The 23,189-nt window shown below is 40.9% G+C and carries 22 protein-coding genes and 1 tRNA gene; 2 read left to right on the forward strand and 21 right to left on the reverse strand.

Annotated features, from left to right (window positions below; genetic code table 11):
• Positions 1-15 precede the first annotated feature (15 nt).
• From BFP97_RS09395 to rpsA, 19 genes are all read right to left on the reverse strand, one after another.
• A complete protein-coding gene (locus BFP97_RS09395; RefSeq protein WP_069842170.1) occupies positions 16-411 on the reverse strand; it encodes a DUF983 domain-containing protein in 396 nt (131 codons plus the stop codon).
• A complete protein-coding gene (locus BFP97_RS09400; RefSeq protein ID WP_069842171.1) occupies positions 371-640 on the reverse strand; it encodes a hypothetical protein in 270 nt (89 codons plus the stop codon). Before BFP97_RS09400 ends, BFP97_RS09395 begins: the two co-directional genes overlap by 41 nt.
• 35 nt (positions 641-675) lie before the next feature.
• Entirely contained in the window at positions 676-1,203 is a 528-nt protein-coding gene (locus BFP97_RS09405) for a DUF420 domain-containing protein (protein WP_069842172.1), read from the reverse strand.
• Positions 1,204-1,207: 4 nt separating this feature from the next.
• Positions 1,208-1,789 carry a hypothetical protein gene (locus tag BFP97_RS09410; protein WP_069842173.1) on the reverse strand — a complete coding sequence of 194 codons (582 nt, stop codon included), beginning with the start codon at positions 1,787-1,789 and terminating at the stop codon, positions 1,208-1,210.
• 64 nt (positions 1,790-1,853) lie between these two features.
• Positions 1,854-2,231, reverse strand: coding sequence for a cytochrome C oxidase subunit IV family protein (locus BFP97_RS09415; protein ID WP_069842174.1), 378 nt, complete (start codon positions 2,229-2,231; stop codon positions 1,854-1,856).
• A 12-nt stretch (positions 2,232-2,243) separates the two neighbouring features.
• Positions 2,244-3,008 carry a cytochrome c oxidase subunit 3 gene (locus BFP97_RS09420; RefSeq protein ID WP_069842175.1) on the reverse strand — a complete coding sequence of 255 codons (765 nt, stop codon included), beginning with the start codon at positions 3,006-3,008 and terminating at the stop codon, positions 2,244-2,246.
• A gap of 12 nt (positions 3,009-3,020) precedes the next feature.
• On the reverse strand, positions 3,021-3,605 hold the full coding sequence (locus BFP97_RS09425) for a heme-copper oxidase subunit III (protein ID WP_069842176.1): 585 nt from the start codon (positions 3,603-3,605) through the stop codon (positions 3,021-3,023).
• Positions 3,605-4,507, reverse strand: coding sequence for a heme o synthase (cyoE, locus tag BFP97_RS09430; protein WP_069842177.1), 903 nt, complete (start codon positions 4,505-4,507; stop codon positions 3,605-3,607). The genes BFP97_RS09425 and cyoE overlap by 1 nt, the downstream gene beginning before the upstream one ends.
• 2 nt (positions 4,508-4,509) lie before the next feature.
• Positions 4,510-5,547, reverse strand: a complete 1,038-nt coding sequence (locus tag BFP97_RS09435) for a COX15/CtaA family protein (protein ID WP_069842178.1) — start codon at positions 5,545-5,547, stop codon at positions 4,510-4,512.
• Positions 5,528-7,402: a cbb3-type cytochrome c oxidase subunit I gene (locus BFP97_RS09440; protein ID WP_069842179.1), complete on the reverse strand. Its 1,875-nt coding sequence runs from the start codon at positions 7,400-7,402 to the stop codon at positions 5,528-5,530. The genes BFP97_RS09435 and BFP97_RS09440 overlap by 20 nt, the downstream gene beginning before the upstream one ends.
• Before the next feature lie 21 nt (positions 7,403-7,423).
• Entirely contained in the window at positions 7,424-8,458 is a 1,035-nt protein-coding gene (locus BFP97_RS09445) for a cytochrome c oxidase subunit II (RefSeq protein ID WP_069842180.1), read from the reverse strand.
• Between the two features lie 21 nt (positions 8,459-8,479).
• The gene (locus tag BFP97_RS09450) at positions 8,480-9,874 is read right to left on the reverse strand and encodes a quinol:cytochrome C oxidoreductase (RefSeq protein ID WP_069842181.1); all 1,395 of its coding nucleotides are present in this window, start codon (positions 9,872-9,874) and stop codon (positions 8,480-8,482) included.
• 18 nt (positions 9,875-9,892) lie between these two features.
• Positions 9,893-10,546, reverse strand: a complete 654-nt coding sequence (locus tag BFP97_RS09455) for a c-type cytochrome (RefSeq protein WP_255399429.1) — start codon at positions 10,544-10,546, stop codon at positions 9,893-9,895.
• Positions 10,524-11,057: a DUF3341 domain-containing protein gene (locus tag BFP97_RS09460; protein WP_069842182.1), complete on the reverse strand. Its 534-nt coding sequence runs from the start codon at positions 11,055-11,057 to the stop codon at positions 10,524-10,526. The genes BFP97_RS09455 and BFP97_RS09460 overlap by 23 nt, the downstream gene beginning before the upstream one ends.
• A gap of 2 nt (positions 11,058-11,059) precedes the next feature.
• On the reverse strand, positions 11,060-12,421 hold the full coding sequence (gene nrfD, locus BFP97_RS09465; protein ID WP_069842183.1) for an NrfD/PsrC family molybdoenzyme membrane anchor subunit: 1,362 nt from the start codon (positions 12,419-12,421) through the stop codon (positions 11,060-11,062).
• An 18-nt stretch (positions 12,422-12,439) separates the two neighbouring features.
• Positions 12,440-15,541 carry a TAT-variant-translocated molybdopterin oxidoreductase gene (locus tag BFP97_RS09470; protein WP_069842184.1) on the reverse strand — a complete coding sequence of 1,034 codons (3,102 nt, stop codon included), beginning with the start codon at positions 15,539-15,541 and terminating at the stop codon, positions 12,440-12,442.
• Between the two features lie 29 nt (positions 15,542-15,570).
• Positions 15,571-16,812: a cytochrome c3 family protein gene (locus tag BFP97_RS09475; RefSeq protein ID WP_069842185.1), complete on the reverse strand. Its 1,242-nt coding sequence runs from the start codon at positions 16,810-16,812 to the stop codon at positions 15,571-15,573.
• Between the two features lie 400 nt (positions 16,813-17,212).
• A tRNA-Cys gene (locus BFP97_RS09480) sits at positions 17,213-17,283 on the reverse strand.
• Positions 17,284-17,499: 216 nt separating this feature from the next.
• Entirely contained in the window at positions 17,500-19,590 is a 2,091-nt protein-coding gene (rpsA, locus tag BFP97_RS09485; protein WP_069842186.1) for a 30S ribosomal protein S1, read from the reverse strand.
• 271 nt (positions 19,591-19,861) lie between these two features.
• On the opposite strand from rpsA, the gene BFP97_RS09490 reads away from it, so the two are divergent.
• The gene (locus BFP97_RS09490) at positions 19,862-21,385 is read left to right on the forward strand and encodes a hypothetical protein (RefSeq protein ID WP_069842187.1); all 1,524 of its coding nucleotides are present in this window, start codon (positions 19,862-19,864) and stop codon (positions 21,383-21,385) included.
• A 10-nt stretch (positions 21,386-21,395) separates the two neighbouring features.
• A complete protein-coding gene (locus BFP97_RS09495) occupies positions 21,396-21,905 on the forward strand; it encodes a hypothetical protein (protein ID WP_139135250.1) in 510 nt (169 codons plus the stop codon).
• Here the strand turns inward: BFP97_RS09495 and BFP97_RS09500 are convergent.
• Together BFP97_RS09500 and BFP97_RS09505 are read right to left on the reverse strand one after the other, a co-directional pair.
• Positions 21,902-22,399, reverse strand: coding sequence for an HNH endonuclease (locus BFP97_RS09500; RefSeq protein WP_069842189.1), 498 nt, complete (start codon positions 22,397-22,399; stop codon positions 21,902-21,904). The two genes, BFP97_RS09495 and BFP97_RS09500, sit on opposite strands and share 4 nt — an antisense overlap.
• A gap of 3 nt (positions 22,400-22,402) precedes the next feature.
• Positions 22,403-23,188: a C40 family peptidase gene (locus BFP97_RS09505; protein WP_069842190.1), complete on the reverse strand. Its 786-nt coding sequence runs from the start codon at positions 23,186-23,188 to the stop codon at positions 22,403-22,405.
• Position 23,189 lies beyond the last annotated feature (1 nt).

Raw genomic sequence — 23,189 nt, forward strand, 5'->3', positions numbered from 1 at the left:
TTAGAACGGAATCTACTAATTATTTTCTTTCTCCTCTAATTCAGGCTGAAACTTCAGACCTCCAAAAATGTAGAGGTAGAAAATTCGTGAATAGCGGAACATCAAAGGGTAAAGCAAAAATACTTCCGAAATTATCGCGATTAGGTAGACATTTTCAGAAACTGGATGGAAGAGCATGTAAATGATAAATGCGCTGACCAGAAACAAGCCTACCGAAAGGGCATAGCTGATGTACATGGCACCATCGAAAAATCTAGGTTCTCGTTCAAACCTGACTCCACAATGGGAACAATGCTCATTTACCTTTGTGAAGTTTCGTAGGTTATATGCACCATGTGTAAATAAATCACCTTGATGGCATTGAGGGCATTTACCCTGCAACACTGCCAATCCCTTTGGCTTTTTTGACATTTTTACGACTCGTCTTGTACCAGAAATAAGCGATTAGACCTACGAGCAGGTACGGTGCAAAAAATAGATAAAGAATACCAAGGTTCAGGTTGGAAGCCATCGAAGTTTCTCCGGCACTTACTGTTGATTCGACAGAACCACGACACATGGCGCACTGAGCAAAAGAGACAACATTGGTTAACACCAAAATTGCGATTGTCAGTAATACGATTCTCAACCTTTTGAACATAATACAAATTTAAAGCTCAATACGCTTATATCCCACTAATGCACATAATAAGGACTGATCATCAAATAAACGATTACTCCTGTTACGGACACATATAACCAAATAGGGAAAGTAAATTTTACAATCTTTTTGTGCTTATCGATCATGTCATTCAAAGCGTAATAAAAAGCAAGTAGAACCATCGGTACTACTCCTATGGAAAGCATAATGTGGCTCAGCAAAAAGAAGTAATAGATGTATTTAGTATAGTCATCCTGACCATAGGCAGTAGATTCAGCGCTAGCGTGGTAAGTAACATAACAGAGTAGAAAAACAGCACCCAAAATAAAGGCAGCTGAGTTGAACTGTTTGTGTAAGGTAATCTTCTTCTGTTTCACAAAAACGAAGGCCAAAATCAAACTAACAGCCGTCAAGCTATTTATCACCCCAATCACATGAGGCAAATTGTAAACCCAATCTCCTAAATCCAGTTTGGTGGGAAGCCCTAATAAAACTGCAACGACTAAGGGTATCGCTATTGACAATACCTTGATCCAAAACATCGACTTCTTCTGCTCTGACATACCTTTATCTTTTTGAATCTAAAATCCTTAACTCCAGTATTAAGCGATCTGTTTCCTCTCGCTCTAAAATATTGTAGTAGCCTCTAATTCTGTTGAGCTCATCCAGTAAGACCACCCTATTGTCCAAAGAAGACATAGCTACTCCACAATATTTCAATTCTGCCCAGGCTGTAGAATCCATCTCGTTGATTTTCCAGAACTGGTCCAAGAACTGGATTCTCTTATCGTAGTCACTTATATCCTGCTTCTTGATTGAGGCACCATTTAGATGTGTAAGCAGCTGTATCCCTTCCTTATCATAAAAGACATCCTGTACTCGCTCTAACTCTTCTAAACGAGTTTTTAGGACAGGACCATCCATACGCTCGAAATGAACCACCTTAAGACCACCAAGTGGCAATACGGGGTTTTTGACTACATATTGTTCCACAGAACGATCAAGGCACGGAGTGGCAAGTGAATCGCCTAGGCCTTGCTCATAATACACGGGTATGGTGAATTCATTATTCCCGAATGCTTTGAGAAATAGAAAGATCAACACAGGTAATGCGATGACCAAAAACAGTAAGACGATTTTTTTCTTCATAGCCTAAAACAAAAAATCAGGTCACTGATATGACCTGATTTCTATGTCTATAAATAATTTTCATTTAGTGCTCTTCACCACCGACATGTTCTGTCGCTGGCTGTTCAACATCCACAATACCTCTTGCATCCTTAATGGCAGCACCTTCCATGTTCACCAAGGCTACAATCAGCCAAATGATAAATATCATCGGTAAAATGATCGAGTAGATTAGGCCTTTAACCTCATGGCCCAGGTGCATAAACTCACTTACAATAAACCATGCTTTTACAATGGTTAATCCCACAAAGATTACGGTCCTTAACATTCCCGCGTCCATTGTAAATGCAAAGCCATACTCGATAACTGTTACTAGAAACAGAATCAAAGCCACTTTCCAAATTCCTCGAATTTTGGCTTTATCTACGGGCTGAACTACTACGTTGCTTGTTGCTTGTTCCATAATAAAAGTCTATCAAATCAGATAAAAGAATGTAAATACAAAGACCCAAACTAGATCTACAAAGTGCCAGTAAAGACCAACTTTTTCGACCATCTCATAATGCCCTCTTCTTTCATACATGCCATTCGCGGCATTAAAGAAGATAATGATGTTTATCAATACTCCAGAGAAAACATGGAATCCATGGAATCCTGTGATAAAGAAGAATAAGGCTGCAAAGGCCGGGGGTCCGTATTGATTGAAATTGAGGTTGGCCCCTATAATCTCGTAATTCTCCATCCAGATACCATTCTTCACAACATCACCGATAGTAGCAACATCAGTACCATGGATAAAGTGAGACCATTCCCAAGCCTGGCAGCTTAAGAAAGCAAATCCACCAATGATGGTCCAAAGCATCCATTTTACTACTCCTTTCTTATCCATTCTATGACCTGCCTCAACAGCTAGTACCATAGTAACAGAACTCAAAATAAGTATGAAGGTCATGAGACCTACAAAGTAAAGTGGCGCCTCTACGCCATGTAAACCAGGAAAAGCCTCGTAAACTTTTTCAGGAATAGGCCAGTACTCCGTTGAGAAAGTAAAGGCTTCAGGATCCCCCTTGTATGCAGGAGCACTCCATCTTAAAAAGGCATAGGTAATAAGCAGGCCAGAAAAAGTAAAAGCATCTGATAGTAGAAAAAACCACATCATCAGCTTTCCATAGCTGGCTTTGAAAGGCGCAATTCCACCTCCCCATAAGCTCTTCTTATTTACTGTAGCAGTAGTTGCCATAGAACAGTTTAATTAATGATTCAGCAATAAAAATATGAACAAATATATCCAGAGTCCTCCGAGGAAATGCCAGTATGTTGTACACATATCCATGTTCAACATGTTCTTAGCATGAACCTTATATCTAAAGGACGAAATTAGCATATATAACAAATAAATCACACCACTAATAAGGTGTGCGGCATGGATTCCAGTAAATACATACATGAAGCTTCCTGCAGGATTTCCTACAAAAAAGACCCCAGCATCCACCAGTTGGCCCCAAGCCTGAAACTGACCATACAAAAAGGCCAATCCTAATATTGTCGTAATCGAAAGGGCAAGTTTTACCTGCTCTAACTTATCTCTCTTTGCTGCGATATATGCCCACTGCATGAAGATACTACTGGTCAAAATAATACCCGAAGTAATCCAAAGCATCGGAGGAATGTCATATATCAACCAATCACCATCTGCTTGTCTTACAATATGGGCACTCGTAAATGCTGCGAAAATCATCACAACCGTTACGATAAATAACCAAAGGGCAAACTTCTTAGGATGCATTGAGAGCGGTTGCTCTACAGGTACGTCTACTAGTTTATAATCCTCCACCATCAATTCACCATGTCTAATAGGTACGCAATCTGAACTATCGGTAAGTATAGGAACGAACCGAACATAATCCGCAAAGCAGACTTCCTTGATTGATCTTTCATCAACTTAATGGTTGACGCTAAGAACAAAACTCCGCAGACCGTAACAACTACAGCTGAATTTGTTCCTGTCAACCCAAAATACATCGGCAATAAGCCCATTGGGATAAGGAACAAAGTGTATGTCATTATCTGGAAAGCCGTCTTAAGATCCTTCTCTCCTTTTACTGGCAACAGTTTAAAACCGGCCTTTTTATAATCTTCATCAGCTACCCACGCGATTGCCCAGAAATGTGGAAACTGCCAGATGAACTGAATTCCAAAGATGATCATCGCAGCGTGATTGATATCACCAGTAGCTGCTGTCCAACCCAATAACGGTGGTAATGCACCCGGAATAGCTCCAACAAAAACAGCTATTGGCCCAACTCTTTTAAGGGGGGTATAAACGAAACTGTACAGGATCATTGAAAGTGTAGCAAGACCAACTGTTAACCAATTAGTCCAAATCAATAGCATATAGAGTCCCAGGATGGCCACAATCCCTGCAAACCATAATGACTCAGTTGCATTGAGCCGGTTAGTAGGCAATGGTCGACTCTGAGTGCGCTTCATCAGCTTATCATACTCTACTTCCAGTACTTGATTAATTGTACATGATGCTGCGCTAATCAGGAAGCCTCCAATGAAGAGCATTGCTAATTGCATCCAATCAACGCTTCCTCTCATCGCCAACACATAACCAAAAGCAGATGAAAAGGACACCACTAGAGAAAGTCTCAGTTTTGTCAATTCCACATATGCCTTTGCCTTTTGAGCAAAGAGTGATGTTACTTTAATATTTGCTGAATCACCTGATATCATTGTCAAGCAATACTTTTTTGTTTATGGTTAATCAGAAGTAGCAGATAATACTGCACTCCTACTATTACTGTCCCTAAGAGCAAGTGTATTGGTTGAATAAATGCTGGAACTCCAAAGTAGGCCATTATCGCCCCGCTCAAAATCTCAACAGCCACAATAATTAACAGCCATTTAGTAATCGACTTCAGCTCCACACTCCTCAAAAGCATATAGAACATATATACATGCAGTGCCAATAAGAGCAATGAATATGAACGATGAATTAGAAATGTTAATCCTAGGTTCGATATCCATTCAGATCTGGCCGCATAGGTAGCTACCATATCTATACCTTCTCGTACCTGAGTGCCTAATACAACTTGAATTACCGTAAATAATAAGCATGCTATTACAAGCCACTTCAACTTTCCAGATAAACCAGTTAATTGGCTTAGACCTTCTCTCTTCGATCGGAAGTAAACGTAGATCAAAAGACATACAATTACGATGGCCAAGAGCATATGGATTGTAATCATCCATTGCAGCAAGTTTGTACTTACCACAATAGAGCCAATCCATCCTTGGAAACCAACCAATACAAATGCAACAAATGAAAGAACGGTGATGGGTCTATCTTTCTTCCAGTACCTGATCGACAACACAAAAGTGCCAAAGATCAGTAGGCCGATAACCGCACCTATCAAGCGGTTTACATACTCTACCCAAGTTTTGACTGCATTGAAATCTTCTTCCTCAAGAATACTTGGGTCATTTTCAACCTGATAAGCCAGATCATCAAAGCCCAATGCTGTCAAATACTTAGAGAACTTCTTATTCTTTTCAACACGTTGCCGAACGTAGTCCTCTTTGTAGTCCGCTGGAAGCTCATCTACACTTGTAGGTGGCACCCAACTTCCGAAACACTTAGGCCAGTCAGGACAACCCATGCCTGACCCAGTACTTCTTACTATTCCGCCTACTGCTATAAGCAAATAGACAGCTATAATTGTGACGGCTGAAAACCGTCTAAATAGTCTCGCTTTAGTGTCCTGCAGACTCATCCACTACGATCTCTTCCGCCTGCTCTTTTTCCAATGCTATCAAGTCATTTTCATGCGGCAAGTTAGATTCCATAGTCTCTGAGAATGGAACAGTTTGAGGAATAAAATCATCCTCAGCACCAGGCTTCGAGTAATCATAAGGCCATCTGTAAACGTGAGGAATTTCTCCCACCCAGTTACCGTGACCAGGATTTCTTGGCGTAGTCCATTCTAATGTATTAGACTTCCAAGGGTTAGCCGGTGCTTTTCTTCCTCTGTACATGCTGTAGAAGAAGTTGAACAAGAAGATAAACTGGCCAATGAATGTTGCAATGGCAGCAATTGAAATGAACTGGTTCAAGTCAGTGAAGCCACTAAATGCATCAAAGTTTGTGAACGAGTAATATCTTCTTGGGAATCCAGCGATTCCAATATAGTGCATTGGGAAGAACACAGAGTAAATACCAATGAACGTCAACCAGAAGTGGATATAGCCCAACTTAGCATCCATCATACGGCCGAACATTTTAGGGAACCAATGGTAAACCCCTGCCAATAGACCGAATGCTGAAGCTGCTCCCATTACTAAGTGGAAGTGAGCAACTACGAAATATGTATCGTGCAATTGAATATCAATCGCTGAGTTACCTAAGAAAATACCCGTGATACCTCCTGAGATAAACACCGACACCAGGCCGATCGAGAACAACATGGCCGGTGTGAACACTATATTACCCTTCCATAATGTGGTCAGGTAGTTAAATACTTTTACTGCTGATGGTACTGCAATAATCAATGTCAAGAACATGAAGATTGATCCTAAGAAAGGATTCAATCCTGAAACGAACATATGGTGCGCCCAAACAATAAATGAAAGGAACGTAATACCAAGCATTGACACAATCATCGCCTTGTAACCAAAGATTGGTTTCCTTGAATTTGTTGCGATAATCTCCGATGTAATACCTAATGCAGGTAGCAATACGATATATACCTCAGGGTGTCCTAGGAACCAGAATAAATGCTGATAAAGAATTGGGCTACCTCCTACATTAGAAAGTGCCTCTCCCTGAATATAAATCTCGGATAAGTAAAATGATGTACCGAAGCTTCTATCGAATACTAACAATAAGGCCGCAGCGAATAATACTGGGAATGAAAGCACACCGATTACAGCTGTTAAGAAGAAGGCCCAAATCGTCAATGGCAGCCTAGAGAAGGTCATCCCCTTCGTTCTTAAGTTAATTACTGTTGTGATATAGTTAATACCTCCCAGTAGTGAGGATGCGATAAAGAAAACCATAGCCACTAGCCATAGGGTCATACCCATACCTGAACCTGGCATTGCTGTCTGAATAGCAGACAGTGGTGGATAAACTACCCATCCGCCCGATGCTGGTCCAGTTTCCAGGAATAGTGAAATGAACATCAACACACCAGATACAAAAAAGAACCAGTAAGAAAGCATGTTCATGAAGCCAGAGGCCATATCTCTTGCACCAATCTGTAGAGGAATCAAGAAATTCGAGAACGTACCACTCAAGCCAGCTGTCAATACAAAGAATACCATAATGGTACCGTGCATTGTCACTAGCGCCAAATAGAACTCCTGATCTAGTTGACCAGTCTCAGTAATCCATCTACCTAAAAGCGGTCTCAACCACCCTAAATCTGCTTCAGGAAAACCAAGTTGCAATCTGAAGATCGCAGACATAGCTGCTCCAATAATTGCCCAGAAAATACCCGTGATAAGGAATTGCTTGGCAATTACTTTGTGATCGGTTGAGAATATATATTTTTCAATAAATGACTGCTCGTGATGATCATGATGATCCTCATGTGCATGAACATCGATTTGTGCTACTTCTGTTGCCATATGCACTTATTTAATGTCTTATTATTCGTTAATTCCAGCTGTAACTAATGCTAATTCTTTCAAGTTTTCAGGAACTTGACTCAAATACTCAGGATGTTTAGAAAGCCAAGACTTCTGGTCAGCTTTCCACTCAGCATACTCCGCAGGCTCAAGAACAACCACTCTCTTCTTCATTGAGAAGTGTCCACCACCACAAATTTCTGTACAAGCCAACTCATAGTTGAAATCAGGATTACCTTCTTCTACTCTGATCTCTTCAGTGGTCTTATTAGCCACAAACCAGAATTGAGTAGGCATACCTGGTACAGCATCCATTTTTACACGCATGTGAGGAATAAATACACTATGGAGCACATCTCTTGCTCTAATCTTTAACAATACCGGCTTTCCTTTAGGGATTACCATACTGTTAGAAATAAAATCATCGAAGTTTGATCTATCGGAGAGGTCTTGGCCATGGGCATTAACCGCATCGATCAGACGATAATCATAATCTCCTACTTGATTATCAACCCCACCATATCTTATCGACCATTGGAACTGGTATCCCATAATCTCAATCTGCTCCGCATCTTCTGGTGCCTCACTCATGATACCATCCCAGGCCATCCATCCTGAAATCACTAACCAAGTCAAAACGATCGCTGGCACGCCTGTCCAGATATACTCCAACTTGTTATTATGTGGATAGAAAAGCGCTTTTCTCTTTTCATCATATCTGTATTTATAAGAAAATACAAATAGCAAGATGTTAGTAATGACGAATACGATTCCAGTGATCCACATGGTTCTCCAGAAAAGTTTGTCAGTCAGTTCTCCGTGCTCTGAGGCTACAGGTGGATCATAAGCGTCAAAATTGACGTAAGAGTACCACGCTGCAAGTCCAAAGAATAACACCATGAACACGATCATCATCGCTGCATTCGCGTTGTTACTTCCTGTAACAACCTTCTCCCCCGTTCCCTTAACGATACCAACTAGACGTGTGATCCTGAAGATCAACAACAAGATGGCTACAACTAAGAAAACCGCAAGTGCTATGTAAAAACCGAACATATCTACTAGTTTATCTATGTGTTAAATATGGTGATGTTTTGCTTCTTCCAACATTGGATGGTTCTTAGGTACTAAAGCAGCAGATGAAAGTGCTTTGAGTACTACAAATAAGAACGCTGATCCAAATATCAAGTAAGTTCCGATTTCAGTTAAACCGAAAGCTCCAGACTCGCCCAACGTACCTGGTGTCACCATTAGATAGAAATCTATCCAGTGCCCTAGGATAATTACGATACAGGCGATTTTCAAGAATACATTCAACCTCTTCGCATCTCTTGTAATCAAGACAAGGAAAGGGAAGAAGAAATTCATGATCAGATTCACAAAGAATACCGGTGCATATTTGTCGCTCAAGAATCGCTCGACAAAGTACACTGACTCTTCGGGAATGTTTGCGTAATAGATTAACAAGAACTGAGAGAACCAGATATAAGTCCAGAAGATACTGAACGCAAATACAAATTTACCCAGATCGTGTAAGTGATTTGAAGTTACCTGTGATAGGTAACCCGCTTCTTTTAACAATACTGTCATCAAAGTGATCAGTGCCAAACCAGCCACAAACCAGCTCGCAAATACATACCAACCAAACATGGTTGAGAACCAGTGAGTATCAATTGACATAATCCAGTCCCAAGCCGAAACTGAAGATGAAACAGCAAAGATCAAAAGGAAGGCAACTGATGCTCTTCTCATTTTGTACCAATAAGTAGTTCCACCAAGTTCGTCTTCAAGGTTAGAAAGTGTTCTTAACCTTCTGAACAATAATACCCATGCTCCAAAGAAGATTACCATTCTAGCCACAAAGAAGACTGGGAATGATCCGCCTTCTAAGGGTAGGTAAAAGAAGCTCGCCTTTCCAGCAATGAGTTCATCATAATGCGCCCCTCCAACTTCATATAAGTCACTGTGTGTCCAGTGGAAAATATCATGGTTAAAGATCATGAATGTCAAAAACATCAAGACCCCCGCTGGCAAAATCCAGCTCGCCATTGATAATGGAATTCTTAGTATATAAGTAGACCAACCTGCTTGAGCAGCATATTGGATGGCAAAGAAAAATAGTCCGATTAAGGCCAAACCTGTGAAATAGACATTGTTTACCCATAAATCAATTACTACTCTATCAAACCAGCCTTTTTCATGGTCACCACCTTCATGATCGCCAGCTTCTGCCCCATGAGCATCGTCTGTATCATGTCCGGCAGGCTCACCGTGATCTCCTTCTGTTTCATGGTCTGTACCATGATCGCCAGCCTCAGCTAACTCGGCATGATCACCCTCAGCGTGCTCTTCACCATGTCCTCCAGAAGAAGACAATAAAGAACCTACTAGTAACAGCACCACACCTGAGATAAAAGCTATTGCAAGCTTCTTCTTAATCCCAGCGCTAAAATCAAATACTTCTTTTGACATCTCTAAAAAATTTATCTGTTACTGTTGCTGTAATTGTTGAACATACCTTGCGATTTTCCAACGTCTCTCTTCGCTGATTTGCGAAGCATGAGGCCACATACGATTATATCCATGAGTAATCACGTGAAAGATGTGCCCTTGAGGTAAATCTTTCTTGTTTGGGGCTGAATAAGATGGTACACCCGCGTATACTACGCCAACTTTACCTTGTCCCTTGCCATCTGCTCCATGACAGTGCTGACAATATTCTGTATACAACCTTTTACCTTCAGCCTGAACCTCAGGACTTGCTGGGAATGGATTTTCGATCAATGCTGCTTCCGCCAATTGATCTTTCTCCAATCTATAAGGTAGTATGTTGTTACTCGTTCTTCTCACTGTTCCTGCTACTGGTATTCTGACATTTTGTGCATAGGGATTGTTTGGGTTAGAATTATAAAATTCTCCTTTTCCATCTTCCCTATTACTCAACCATTCGCCTCTGTCTTCATCAACAATCTGAGTCAAAGGCTCGTAAGGAACTGAGTGATACATTTGCGGAGCATATTCTAAACCTGGGTTGTCACCCTTTGCGGTACAGGCACTGATGAGAACAATCAATGCGAGGGGAACGAAAGCTTTTAATTTATGGATCATAACGTTAGTCAGCTTATTCTTCAACTTTTTTATCATTCACTTCGATTGCACCTGAATCTTTAAGCGCGCTGCCAATTTTAGAAGCATCAACCGCTTTGTTTTGGCCTAAATCGATCGCCATAATGTGTTTGTCATCAGTAATTCTGATATCAAGCAACTTAGGGTCTTTCCATGGTTTCAAATCACTTGCAACCAAGAATGTACCTACCATACCGAAGGCGGCAAGTAATACCGTTAGCTCAAAAGTAACCGGTACGAAATCTGGAAGAGCTACATGGTTTTTACCACCAATAATCATTGGCCAGTCAATACCAAGCATCCAAATCTGCATGGTTAAGGCAAGCGTAGTTCCCAAAATACCGAACATGAATGCGGCAATTGGAAGCCTTGACTTTTTGTAGCCTAACTCATCATCTAGTCCGTGAACCGGAAATGGGCTATATACTTCGTCTATTTTAATACCAGCACCACGAATCTTACCTACTGCTTTCAGCAATACGTCTTCGTCATCGTAAACACCTAGGATAAAGTCTTTAGAATCACTCATGATTAAGCCGTTTTTTCAGATGATGATTTAACAATACTTTTCACTTCAGCCATGTTGATCACTGGGAAGAACTTCGCGAACAAGAAGAATGCTGTGAAGAACAATCCGAAGGTGAACAAGTAAACACCCATGTCATAAATGGTTGGATAGAACATAGCCCATGAAGAAGGCAGGTAATCTCTGTGAAGCGAAGTCACAATAATTACAAACCTTTCGAACCACATACCAATGTTCACAATAATTGAAATGATGAACGTGGCAGCAATACTCGTTCTGATTTTCTTAGACCAGAAGAGTTGTGGTGAAATCACGTTACAAGTCATCATCGACCAGTATGCCCACCAGTAAGGCCCTTGCATCCTGTTAAAGAATGCATATTGTTCAGCCGGAACTCCTGAGTACCATGCGATGAAAAACTCTGTGATATAAGCGATACCTACAATCGAACCCGTAACAATGATTACAATGTTCATTAATTCGATATGCTCGATAGTGATATAGTCGTGAAGTTTGAATACCTGTCTGGTGACGATCATTAGCGTCAATACCATGGCAAAACCCGAGAAAATCGCTCCAGCTACAAAGTATGGAGGGAAGATTGTGGTGTGCCATCCAGGAATTACTGAGGTAGCAAAGTCAAAGGATACGATGGTGTGTACTGAAAGTACAAGTGGTGTCGCAAGACCTGCCAAGATAAGAGAAACCGACTCATATCTAGACCAGGTTTTAGCAGCTCCATCCCATCCTAATGAAAGTGCACCATAAATTTTCTTTCTAATACCAGAAGCTCTATCCCGAATTGTTGCGAAATCAGGTACTAAACCGAGGTACCAGAAAACAAGAGATACAGAGAAGTAAGTTGAGATCGCGAAAACGTCCCACAATAAAGGAGAGTTAAAGTTTACCCACAACGAACCGAAGGTATTTGGTAATGGTAGTGCCCAGTAAGCTCCTAGCCATGGTCTACCCATGTGAAGTACCGGGAACATAGCAGCACATATTACAGCAAAGATTGTCATTGCCTCAGATGCTCTGTTAATGGCCATTCTCCACTTCTGACGGAAGAGTAATAGTACTGCAGAAATAAGCGTTCCTGCGTGACCAATACCTACCCACCATACGAAGTTGGTGATATCCCATGCCCAGCCTACTGTTTTATTAAGACCCCACATGCCAATGCCCTCCCAAAGGGTAGCGGCAACAGCAAGGAATCCTATAGCCAATGTAACCACGGATATTCCGAAGGCCATCAACCACAGTTTTGAAGGCTTAGCTTCAACCTGGCGACAGATGTCTTCGGTGACATCATGAACGGTTTTACCGCCTGTGATTAAAGGTTTTCTTACGGGTGAAGTAACCTGCATATTCTTTCGGTTTAAAAATTAAGCTTCAGTTTTTTGTTTGTTTCTGATCTTGGTCATATACCACACGTTAGGGTTGACATTAATCTCTTCCAACACATGATAAGCACGCTCTTCATTGACCACGCGCTCGGTAGCTCCTTCGCCATCCTTCTTATCCTCAATCTGCAGCATTTGAGAGATTTTAGAATTCTTATCATTCAAATCTCCAAATGTGATTGCATCAGACGGACAAGCTGAAGCACAAGCGATGCTGATTTCGCCATCAACCGGTCTTCTTCCTTCGCGTTTTGCAGTCAATTTACCAGCTTGGATACGCTGCACGCACATCGTACATTTTTCCATTACACCTCTTGCACGAACAGTCACGTCAGGGTTCAATACCATTTTACCCAAATCGTTGTTCATTGAAGAGTTCATATCGAACTGAGTATTATCGTGGTATTTGAACCAGTTGAACCTTCTTACTTTGTAAGGACAGTTGTTAGCACAGTATCTCGTACCAATACATCTGTTATAAGTCATCTGATTCAATCCCTCTGAACTGTGAGTAGTCGCAGCAACTGGACATACAGTTTCACAAGGTGCATTATTACAATGCTGACACATCATTGGCTGGAAAGTAACCTCAGGATTTTCAGCTGCATTTTCCAGCTCCTTCTTACTTCCTGCAGGATTAGCTGCAGAGTAGTATCTGTCAATTCTAATCCATGCCATTTCTCTTCTATTCAATACTTCCTCTTTACCTACAACAGGAATATTGTTTTCTGCCTGACATGCTACGGTACAAGCCGAACATCCAGTACAAGAGTTCATATCGATGGTCATCGCCCAGTGGTGGTTAGAGTACTCGTGACCTTTCCACAAGGTGATTTTCGAAGGTTTGATATACTTACCTTCTTTATAAATTTTTGGATGCCATCTTCCGGCACCTGCATCTTCTTTGTATTCTGAAAGCGTAGCTTCCTGGATTACGTTCTCACGACCCATGTAAGTCTGGTGAGTCTGCGTTTGCGCTATTCTATAACTTTCGCCAGTCGCTGTAACACTTACACCTGCAAATACATCCATGACATTGGCTCCATTGAGCTTTGTCATCATTGGGTATGCATTAACACCAAGACCATCAGCTACTCTACCAGCTTTTGTTCTTCCATAACCCACAGCCATACCTAGTGTACCAATGGCTTGACCAGGTTGAACGAGCACAGGAACTTTCACTGTAGTTCCACCAACCGTCAAATCAACCAATTGCGTCTCACCTTCTTTCAAGGTGATACCCATTTCATTGGCATCAGCAATCGACATGGTCAAGTAGTTATCCCAAGTCGCTTTTGTGATTGGATCAGACATTTCCTGAAGCCAAGGGTTATTGGCCTGAGAACCGTCACCTAATCCAATTTTTTGATAAAGTGAAAGCTCAAAACCGTTTCCACCTACCTTATAATTCTGAGCAATGCTCGTAGCCGCTGCATTCGCTGCCGCTGCATCGTAGCTCAAGTTTCTATTGCTACCACCAGTCTCGAATACACCATCATATAGTGCTTTATCCCAGAAAGTTTGGAAGCTTGAAGTATCTGTTTGCTTACCAAAGAAGTTTTCTCTCCAGTTATTCTGTAGGTAAGTATAGTACTCTACGTCCTGTCCAGCCCATTTCAAGAATGACTCTGGCGCTTGTCTTGTTTTGAAAATTGGAGAGATTGTTGGCTGTACCAAACTGTAATGTCCTTCTCTCAATTCTGCATCGTTCCACTGCTCTAGGTAGTGGTGATCAGGCGCAACATACTTCACAGCAGAAGCAGTTTCATCCATTCTATCAGAAGTAGAAATTGTCAAACCAACCTTAGACATGGCTGCACTTAGAGCGGCTGCTTCAGCAGAGTCATAAGCTGGGTTACAGTTGAAGAAAATGACCGCAGAAACAGATCCGCCATTCATTTCTTTCACTAGGTTACTCATGGCCTGATCATTACCTTGACGGTAGTAAACCGGTGCATTCGCATCGATGGTAGTACCATAGTTACCCAACATATTGTTGATACCATTGATCAACACCTGAACCATTGGGTCATTAGAACCGCAAACCACAAGTGACTTGCCTCTATTTGCCCAAAGCTCATTAATGGCTTCAGCAGCATGATCAACAGCTGCTCCGCCACTTACACTAGCCTGACCTGCTTTTGCAGCAATACCATTATACATGGCTGCGACCAAAGGTCCAACTTGAGAAGGTTTGATCGGTGTTCTATAATCAGCATTCGAACCTGTCAAAGACAAGTTTGATTCGAACTGATAGTGACGAGACATCTCTCTGTGATGCTCGTTAATTTTTCTAGTCTTACTGTACTGCTTGGTAAACTCGATTGGAGAAATCCATGTACCTAAGAAATCAGCTCCAACACTTACTATTGTATGTGCTTTGCTGAAATCATAAGAAGGAACCATCGCTTCACCGAAAGATCTTCTATGTGCTTCAGAAATTCCGTATGCCGAAGCAGCGTCATAAGTAACATGCTGTGCGGTCGGGAACTTAGCAACAAATTCTCCTACTGCTCTTTTTGTAGTCGGACTTAGAACAGACTGACTTACAATTCTGATTTGACCTCCTTTAGAAGCAATATCATTTAACTGAGCAGTGATTTCTCTATCGACAGTCTCCCAGTCAGCATCTGCTCCATCTTTGGTAGGACCAGCAAGACGCTCCTTATCATAAAGTGAAAGCACAGAAGCCTCAACTTGAGCATTCGTACCACCCTGACCAATTGAGCTGTATTTGTTACCCTCAATTTTGATTGGCCTGCCTTCTCTAGTCTTAACGACAATGCTTACTGCATCACCACCATTGACATAAGTAGAAGCATAATAGTTAGGTACAGATGGATCTACATCCACCGGCTTGTTCAGATAAGGAATAGCTTTTCTAACGGGAGCCTCACATGCAGCTAAAGAAGCAGCAGCGATACCGAAACCCATTAGCTTTAAGAAATCCCTTCTATTACTATTACCGTCCTGATCACTTACAGGAAGATACTCTGGAAATTCACCTTCGTTCTTCTTAACAAACTCAGAATCGTTCGTTAACTGCTCAATTCCTTTCCAGTATGTTTTTTGATTTTCTTTCATTGTATATCAATCAGAAATCGTGTATTCAATTAATAGTGGCACTTAGCACATTCCAAACCACCGATGTCCGCCACTTTCATTGGCGTCTTCGAACTCTTATTATGTAGTTCTACAAGCTTGTCGTAGTAACCATTGCCCTGAGAATTAATATCAGTATTTCTATGACAGTCGATACACCAGCCCATTGTTAAAGGAGCATGTTGTTTTACGACTTCCATTTCCTGAATTTCTCCGTGACAAGTTTGACACTCTATCTCTCCCACCTTCACGTGCTGTGAGTGATTGAAATAGGCTAAATCTGGCAGGTTGTGAATTCTAACCCACTCAATTGGTTGCCCAGATTCTTGAGCAGCATAAAGTTTTTGAATTTCAGGCGAATCTGTCTTCAAGTAGTTGTGACAGTTCATACAGATGTTTACCGAAGGAATGTTGGCAGACTTACCAATCTCTACTCCTGTGTGGCAATACTGACAAGCGATTTCATATTCGCCTGCGTGAAGTTTATGTGAAAAAGCGATTGGCTGCTCAGGAGCATAACCCTGCTGAACACCTACCGTATAGAGTCCGTCAATTACGTTTTTCGCGGCTAAGGCAATCACCAGGAAAGTGATAATACCGATAACCGCAGGACTTTTTACGAAGGCAGATAGACTGAACTTTTCGTTAATAACCTCTTCGTCATCTTCAGAAATATCTTTCTTCTCAGCAGCGATTCTTCTCAGTACGCTAATGATCAGTCCAAGTACAATCAGAATGACCAGAAGTACAAAAACGAGCACTCCGACCATTACGTTGAGATACTCTGCCGGTACACCACCTTCTTGTGCAACTGCGCCTTCTCCACCTGCGGCTGGGTCAACAACCTCAACCGGATTCTCTTCTACATTTCTAACATAAGCGAGAATTGACAAGATTTGATCGTTGGTCAGATCGTAAGCCGCCATCTGAAGCTTGTTGTACTCATTAAAGAGCGCTACTGCCTGATCGTCACCACTTTCTATCAATAGTGTCGAATTCTTCACCCATGAATAGATCCATTCTAATTCTCTTCTGTCATAGACACCAGCTAAAGCAGGACCTACTTTCTTACCCACCACATTATGGCAAGTGTTACAAGCATATTCTTCGAATAGTCCGGCTCCGATATTGATGATGGCTTCATCAGTTGGAACTGCATCTCTTTGGGCAAATAGATCACCCCCAGAAAAAAGAAAACAGCATACAAAGAGGCATGCTGTCGCAAATCGGACAATGGTTGTTTTCGCTACCATGTAAAATGTATTTTTAATCACAGATTAACTCAATACTGAAAATGTAGCGGCAAAGGTAGTATCGGAAGCCCGTATTTCAAACTAAAACGCAAGCCCATTTTAGGGTCTAAATAGACATAAAAAGAAGTCTCAAAAATCTGTAAATCAATTATTTACACACAGATTAATTCATCAATATTTATTTAGAATCATTATAAATAGTGGAATTACAACAACCTAACGCAACCATTTTGAGAAGGGAAAATAGACCAACCAAATTCACAAGAATTTGTTGCCATTTTCTAGTCAGTTTTTCAGGAAAAACTAGGGGTTTGAGGATTAATACCTTAGAACCTAAAGGCTTAAAAGTACTTTAATGAAAAAAGCCCCAACTCCGAAGTTTCGGGGTGGGGCTTTGGAGAGGCGCTGAGCGGATTCGAACCGCTGTACGAGCTTTTGCAGAGCTCTGCCTAGCCACTCGGCCACAGCGCCATTATTTTAACGATGTGGCTTTTCGTTTTTCTTTGTGCAATTCAGGTGAGTACCACCTTTTGCAGTGCTTCCCGATGTATCGGGACCACTCGGCCACAGCGCCAGTTATTCAGTGCGCAAATTTATCAATAATCGTTAGCTGCACCAAGTTTTGAACGATTAAGTAATAAAAAAGCATCCCGTTTTCACAGGATGCTTTTTGTCATTTATTAAACCTTACTCTTCAGTTGCTTCTTCAGCAGCGTCAGCTTCTGGAGCCTCAGCCTTAGGAGCTTCTTCTTTCTTAGCTTTAGTTGCTTTCGCGTCTGCTTTCTTCTTGTCAGCAGCTTTCTTCTCGTTAGCCTTCTTGGTGTTATCTTCCATCTCAGCTTTCAATGCAGAAAGTGCATCAAGATCTCCTAAAGTAGAAACTTCAGCATCATTGTTCTTCAGTTTCGCTTTTGCTTTAGCAGAACCACCTGACTTGGCCTTTCTAACAGGAGCCGCAGGTTTTTCAGGAGCAGTATGCGTATAAGTATGTGACATTACAATTCGCTTGTCATCCTTAGAGAATTCAACTACAACGAAATCTAAAGTCTCACCTACTTCTACATTAGAACCATCTTCTTTCTTCAAGTTCTTGTTCGTAGCAATTCCTTCAAGTCCGTAAGGCAATTCTAGAGAAGCACCTTTGTCATTTTTAGAAATTACCGTTGTCTTGTGAGCAGAACCTGGAGTGAATACAGTTTCGAAAGTATCCCATGGATTCTCTTCCAACTGCTTATGACCTAGTGCCAAACGCTTGTTATCAATATCAAGCTCAAGTACCTGTACTTCAAGCTCATCTCCAACTTTTACAAATTCAGATGGATGTTTGATTTTCTTAGTCCAAGAAAGATCAGAAACGTGTACTAAACCATCGATACCTTCTTCTAGCTCAATGAATAAACCGAAGTTGGTTAGGTTTCTTACGATACCTGTGTGGTTAGTACCAACACCGTACTTAGTCAATACATCTTGCTTAGTCCAAGGATCTTCAGTCAATTGCTTAATACCTAGAGACATTTTTCTTTCGTCTCTGTCAAGTGTCAATACAACTGCTTCAAGCTCATCTCCAACACTGATGAAGTCTTGTGGGTTTCTCAAGTGCTGAGACCAAGACATTTCAGAAACGTGGATCAAACCTTCAACGCCAGCATTAAGCTCAAGGAACGCACCATAATCAGCAACATTCACGATAGAACCTTTCACTTTAGAACCTACTTCGATAGCAGCATCTAACTGATCCCAAGGGTGCTCAGTCAATTGCTTCATACCAAGAGAAATTCTTCTCTTGTCATCATCGAAGTCAAGTACTACTACATTCACTTTCTCATCAAGGTTCAATACCTCAGCTGGGTCATTGATTCTACCCCAAGAGATATCAGTGATGTGCAATAGACCATCAACACCACCTAGATCGATGAATACACCGAAGTTGGTCATGTTCTTGATAACACCCTCCAATACTTGACCTTTCTCAAGGTTCTCAAGGATAAGTGCTTTTTGCTTCTCAAGATCTTTCTCGATTAGTACTTTATGAGATACTACTACGTTGTCGTTAGTGTAGTTGATTTTCACAACTTTCACTTCCATTTTCTTACCTACAAAAACATCAAAGTCTCTGATTGGCTTCACATCAATTTGTGAACCTGGCAAGAATGATTCAACACCGTAAACGTCAACAATAAGACCACCTTTAGTTCTTCTTTTTACGAAGCCTTCGATTACCTTATCATTTTCGCTAGCATCTTGGATCAATTCCCATGCACGTACAATCTTCGCCTTTCTTCTAGAAAGCACTAGTTGTCCTTGTGCGTTTTCTTGCTCTTCAATGTATACTTCAATCTGATCACCGATTTTTAAATCAGGTGTATCTCTGAATTCTGAAGAACTTACCAAACCATCTGACTTGTAGCCGATGTTTAGCACAATATCTCTTGGCGTGATCGATACTACAGTACCATGGATCACTTTCTTCTCCTCGATCGTATTTAAAGTATCGCCATATAGCGCCTCTAAATCTTCTCTCTCCTTGCTAGAGTAGCCTTCTCCAAAACCTTTAGTTTCAAAAGCCTCCCAATCAAATTCTTCTTGAGCGGGTTCAGCTTCTTTCTTAGCAGCTTTTTTAGCTGGTGCTTTCTTAGCTTTTGGTTTCTCTTCTACTACTGGAGTCTCTTCAGCAACTTCAGTTGCCTCTACTTTTTCCTCAACGGCTGGTGCCTCTTGAGTTTCCTGAGCAACTACAGTTTCCTCTACTGCTTCAGGTGCTTTTTTTTCTTCTGACATGATAATATTGCCCTGTGATTACTTCCTTCAATATGCAGGGCACATATTGGGGAATTTTTGGTTCTAAAAACTCTTCACACTTGTTGCAAAAAGCCGCCTCGGTCGAAACGGACTGCAAAGGTAAGAATTTATTTTTTATTCAAGCAACATTAAAGTAATGCTATGATCTACTGCACAATCTGTTGAGACATATAAACAGAAGAATTTCGAATTTTAAAGAAAAATATAATTTTAAAAATATTTATTAACATATTTGTAAAAATCTATTCAAATGAAATTCAAGAAATCATATCTTTTAATACTATTTAGTATCTCTCTATGCTTGGCCTGTCAGCAGGACGAAGACTCTGAACTTCCAGTCAAACAAGAAGTAAGAAGGGAGATCGTTTCTTCACAAGACATACCGCATATTGTCGATGACCTTTTCAATCAACTAAATCTGGGAAATGACCAAAAGCGTTTTTCGGTTAACGATGGAGGCCAAAATATCACCCTTGATATTGATCTTGACAGAATACTGAGAACAGCAGACTCCTTAGGAAGGGAGACATACTCGATTCAAATAGAGAACCTGTCCGCCTCTCCATTCACATTCTATAATCTAATTCTGAAGTATAATGAGCAGGGAGAAGTATTTGAGCCATTTGTCATGAGATACGTCATGGATGAAGAATTCATTCCTGAATACCTAAAAACCAGGTCAATGTCTGACTTCTCTGGGTCAGTCACCAAATTGATTCTGACTAAATCAAGTAATAATAATTCATCTTCTGCCGCTCCTGATCCATCTGACCCGACAGCTGTGCTTTTTTCCGAGGAATGTCCTTTCGAAGAGATGATTGATGGAGGGGGAGGGTCAACCGCACCTGGCGGTAATACCGGTACTAGCAGTTCATTAGTCAAGGTTTGCGAACTGAGTATGCACGAAGAAGTATTTTATACTCTTAATTGTACACCGGAAGGGTGTGATATATCAAGCTATGAAAGAACTCCTGTTTACACGCGTACTTGCTACTATACCTATTCGAATCATACTGAAGTGGCAGGTAGTAGTAACGAATGTGAAGAAGAAGGTGAAATCCCAATTTTACTTCCTGATGGCTTAATCCTCGACAGCAGTTTGTCATTACTTCCATGCAGTGAGCAAATCATTCTCGACCTTGCTTCTAAGGGTGACCCCCTAAATTGGTCAGCAGCTTTAAAAAACGATACGCACCCAGAAAAAAATCAAAAAATTGGCCATATATCAGCTGATATACTCAATTTCTTTAATGACTCAGGTACGTACAATCTATCTTTTCAAGTAGGAGATGCTGGAAAAGACAATCAAGGTAATGACCTCAATGCAAACACCAATCGGATTAGTAAAACCAATTTTATGATCACTCTTGATGAAGAGCGCTTAAAAAATTCGACCAGCCTAGGGCTTGCAAGCACAATCTTACACGAGGCTATGCACGGATACTTGAGCTTCTCAATTTATAATGGAAGCGAAGACCCAGGAACTAACCAAGCTCTACAGGATTTATACAACTCCCTCCAACCAAAAAAATTGGACATAGTTATGACTCAACATGAGTTTATATCCGACTATGTAGATGCAATGGCATACTCGTTGTCGGTTTGGGATGATCATAAACAGGATATGAGTTATTATCGTAAATTGAGCTGGGGTGGTTTACACGAAACAACGGCCTACCAGAGCCTGCATAATTCAAAAAAATATGATATCCGAGATGCGAATGAAGCTGAAAGAAAAAACTCTAACAAAGCGAAAGGCGATTCAGGTTGCTAGCATTATAGTTATGCTTATTTACAACTCTGTAAGCCCTCTTCAAGCTCAGTCCACTGGTTCAATAGATAGAGAAAACAAACTCATTGAGTACATATTCAACAGAATAGAAGGTGGCCAAATCAGATTAAATACTCGGCAAAGTGATTTTTTCTGGCTTGAGGAGCCAATTATAGTCAACGAATTAAAATCAAAAACCTTCAGCTGTATTGGTTTGGAGAGAACATTGGATGCTATAGACTTTCAACTAAGCGATGAATCAGTCACAAGACTGAAATCTTTACAACCAAAAGATTTAAAATCTGGAAAATGGCCTAAAAAGCTAGTAAGAGAACTAAAAAAAGGCTTGAATAAAAATGACTACATAAGAAATATAAGTCTTGGCTATCCCATTTTCTTAGAATCTCATTCTAAGGCCTTGGTATTTGTCCATGGCAGTTCTGGTGCAAGTGTTAATATCTACTTGTGGGAACCCTCTTCCGGATGGAAGTATCATTGCGAATTATCTCTTTGGGTGAGCTAATTCAAACTCAGATACTGCAGCCAGTCATCAGAAGTAAAGCCACTGAAGTTTCTCACAAACATGATGTATGAAGGCTTAAAAGGCTTCTGTGAAAGTGGCATTTCAGCTTCTTCTGGGGTTTTGTCCCCTTTGATAGAATTACAGCGCTTGCAGGCAGTAGCCAGGTTTGTCCAATTGGAACCTCCTCCTCTCGACTTGGGCACTACATGATCGAGGGTTAAGTCTTTATCGCTTCCACAATACAAGCATTGATGAGCATCCCTCTTGAATACATTCTGTCTGGAAAGCATCACACTTTTGAAAGGAATGAAAATGTATTTCTGGAGCCTTATTACCGAGGGGGTTGGATAACTAGAGCCTACCGACCTCATTCTTAGTTTCGGGTCTTCATGAACGAGCTCTGCTTTGTCGAGGTAAATCAAAAGAAATGCCCTTTCTGCCGAACAAACGGATAGTGGGCTATAATCTTGATTTAAAACCAGAACGCGTCTCATGAACTACTTTAACACTCGCTTAACTTTAAATAAATGATGTGTATAATGATTTTGTTCTTGATTGAAGATCCCCTTCTCATCAATTTGGTCAATCCTCACCTTTCCAGAGGCATGAATGACTTCTCCCTCTCCTAAGAGTATCCCTACATGATTCATTTTACCTTCCTTATTGGTAAAGAATGCTAAATCACCCGGTTCATGTTCATCAAACTCAACCTCCTCCCCTTTCATAATCTGTTGGGAGGAATCTCGTGGGAGTCGATAGCCAGACATTCTAAAGACAACTTGGGTAAATCCAGAACAGTCAATTCCAAAAGGTGATCTACCTCCCCATAAATAAGGTGTGTTTTGATACATCTTTGCGGTATTGATCAGGGTAGATACACTCACTTTCTGATGTACACTCTTGGCATTGCCATTAAACACTACATTACCTTCTTCTTTAAAAATGGGGTTATTCAGTAAAGGAAGAATAGCACCACAAGTGATATAGCTCACCTGATGATCAAATAAAATCTTACTGGTCAGTTCAGTACAAATCTTGTATTCACTGCCTTCAATTTGTTCGAAATATTCGGGAGAAATTGGATGATGTTGTTTCAGGTCAATCCAACCTTGGTAATTATCGAAGGCATTCTCGATTTTAATCCAGGCATTATTTTCCGATACTTCAAGCACTGTATAATGTTCACCAAAGAGCAATTGAGAAATCATCTCTGAAGCATCTGAGGGTTCTTCCCTTACAGGAACAATACTCAGTCTTACCACACCATGACTTCCTATTTGCATT

Origin of the sequence: Roseivirga sp. 4D4, from assembly GCF_001747095.1 — a bacterium.
Lineage (GTDB): Bacteria > Bacteroidota > Bacteroidia > Cytophagales > Cyclobacteriaceae > Roseivirga.

Excerpts from the sequence above, each read along its gene's own strand:
- BFP97_RS09490 (WP_069842187.1), top strand. The coding sequence starts at position 19,862 with ATGAAATTCAAGAAATCATATCTTTTAATACTATTTAGTATCTCTCTA.
- BFP97_RS09395 (WP_069842170.1), bottom strand. The coding sequence starts at position 411 with ATGTCAAAAAAGCCAAAGGGATTGGCAGTGTTGCAGGGTAAATGCCCT.
- BFP97_RS09400 (WP_069842171.1), bottom strand. The coding sequence starts at position 640 with ATGTTCAAAAGGTTGAGAATCGTATTACTGACAATCGCAATTTTGGTG.
- BFP97_RS09445 (WP_069842180.1), bottom strand. The coding sequence starts at position 8,458 with ATGTTCGGTTTTTACATAGCACTTGCGGTTTTCTTAGTTGTAGCCATC.
- rpsA (WP_069842186.1), bottom strand. The coding sequence starts at position 19,590 with ATGTCAGAAGAAAAAAAAGCACCTGAAGCAGTAGAGGAAACTGTAGTT.
- BFP97_RS09495 (WP_139135250.1), top strand. The coding sequence starts at position 21,396 with ATGCTTATTTACAACTCTGTAAGCCCTCTTCAAGCTCAGTCCACTGGT.
- BFP97_RS09460 (WP_069842182.1), bottom strand. The coding sequence starts at position 11,057 with ATGAGTGATTCTAAAGACTTTATCCTAGGTGTTTACGATGACGAAGAC.
- BFP97_RS09470 (WP_069842184.1), bottom strand. The coding sequence starts at position 15,541 with ATGAAAGAAAATCAAAAAACATACTGGAAAGGAATTGAGCAGTTAACG.
- BFP97_RS09440 (WP_069842179.1), bottom strand. The coding sequence starts at position 7,402 with ATGGCAACAGAAGTAGCACAAATCGATGTTCATGCACATGAGGATCAT.
- BFP97_RS09455 (WP_255399429.1), bottom strand. The coding sequence starts at position 10,546 with ATGATAAAAAAGTTGAAGAATAAGCTGACTAACGTTATGATCCATAAA.
- nrfD (WP_069842183.1), bottom strand. The coding sequence starts at position 12,421 with ATGCAGGTTACTTCACCCGTAAGAAAACCTTTAATCACAGGCGGTAAA.
- BFP97_RS09475 (WP_069842185.1), bottom strand. The coding sequence starts at position 16,812 with ATGGTAGCGAAAACAACCATTGTCCGATTTGCGACAGCATGCCTCTTT.
- BFP97_RS09450 (WP_069842181.1), bottom strand. The coding sequence starts at position 9,874 with ATGTCAAAAGAAGTATTTGATTTTAGCGCTGGGATTAAGAAGAAGCTT.
- BFP97_RS09500 (WP_069842189.1), bottom strand. The coding sequence starts at position 22,399 with ATGAGACGCGTTCTGGTTTTAAATCAAGATTATAGCCCACTATCCGTT.
- BFP97_RS09415 (WP_069842174.1), bottom strand. The coding sequence starts at position 2,231 with ATGGAACAAGCAACAAGCAACGTAGTAGTTCAGCCCGTAGATAAAGCC.
- BFP97_RS09405 (WP_069842172.1), bottom strand. The coding sequence starts at position 1,203 with ATGTCAGAGCAGAAGAAGTCGATGTTTTGGATCAAGGTATTGTCAATA.
- BFP97_RS09435 (WP_069842178.1), bottom strand. The coding sequence starts at position 5,547 with ATGAGTCTGCAGGACACTAAAGCGAGACTATTTAGACGGTTTTCAGCC.
- BFP97_RS09410 (WP_069842173.1), bottom strand. The coding sequence starts at position 1,789 with ATGAAGAAAAAAATCGTCTTACTGTTTTTGGTCATCGCATTACCTGTG.
- BFP97_RS09420 (WP_069842175.1), bottom strand. The coding sequence starts at position 3,008 with ATGGCAACTACTGCTACAGTAAATAAGAAGAGCTTATGGGGAGGTGGA.
- cyoE (WP_069842177.1), bottom strand. The coding sequence starts at position 4,507 with ATGATATCAGGTGATTCAGCAAATATTAAAGTAACATCACTCTTTGCT.
- BFP97_RS09505 (WP_069842190.1), bottom strand. The coding sequence starts at position 23,188 with ATGCAAATAGGAAGTCATGGTGTGGTAAGACTGAGTATTGTTCCTGTA.
- BFP97_RS09425 (WP_069842176.1), bottom strand. The coding sequence starts at position 3,605 with ATGGTGGAGGATTATAAACTAGTAGACGTACCTGTAGAGCAACCGCTC.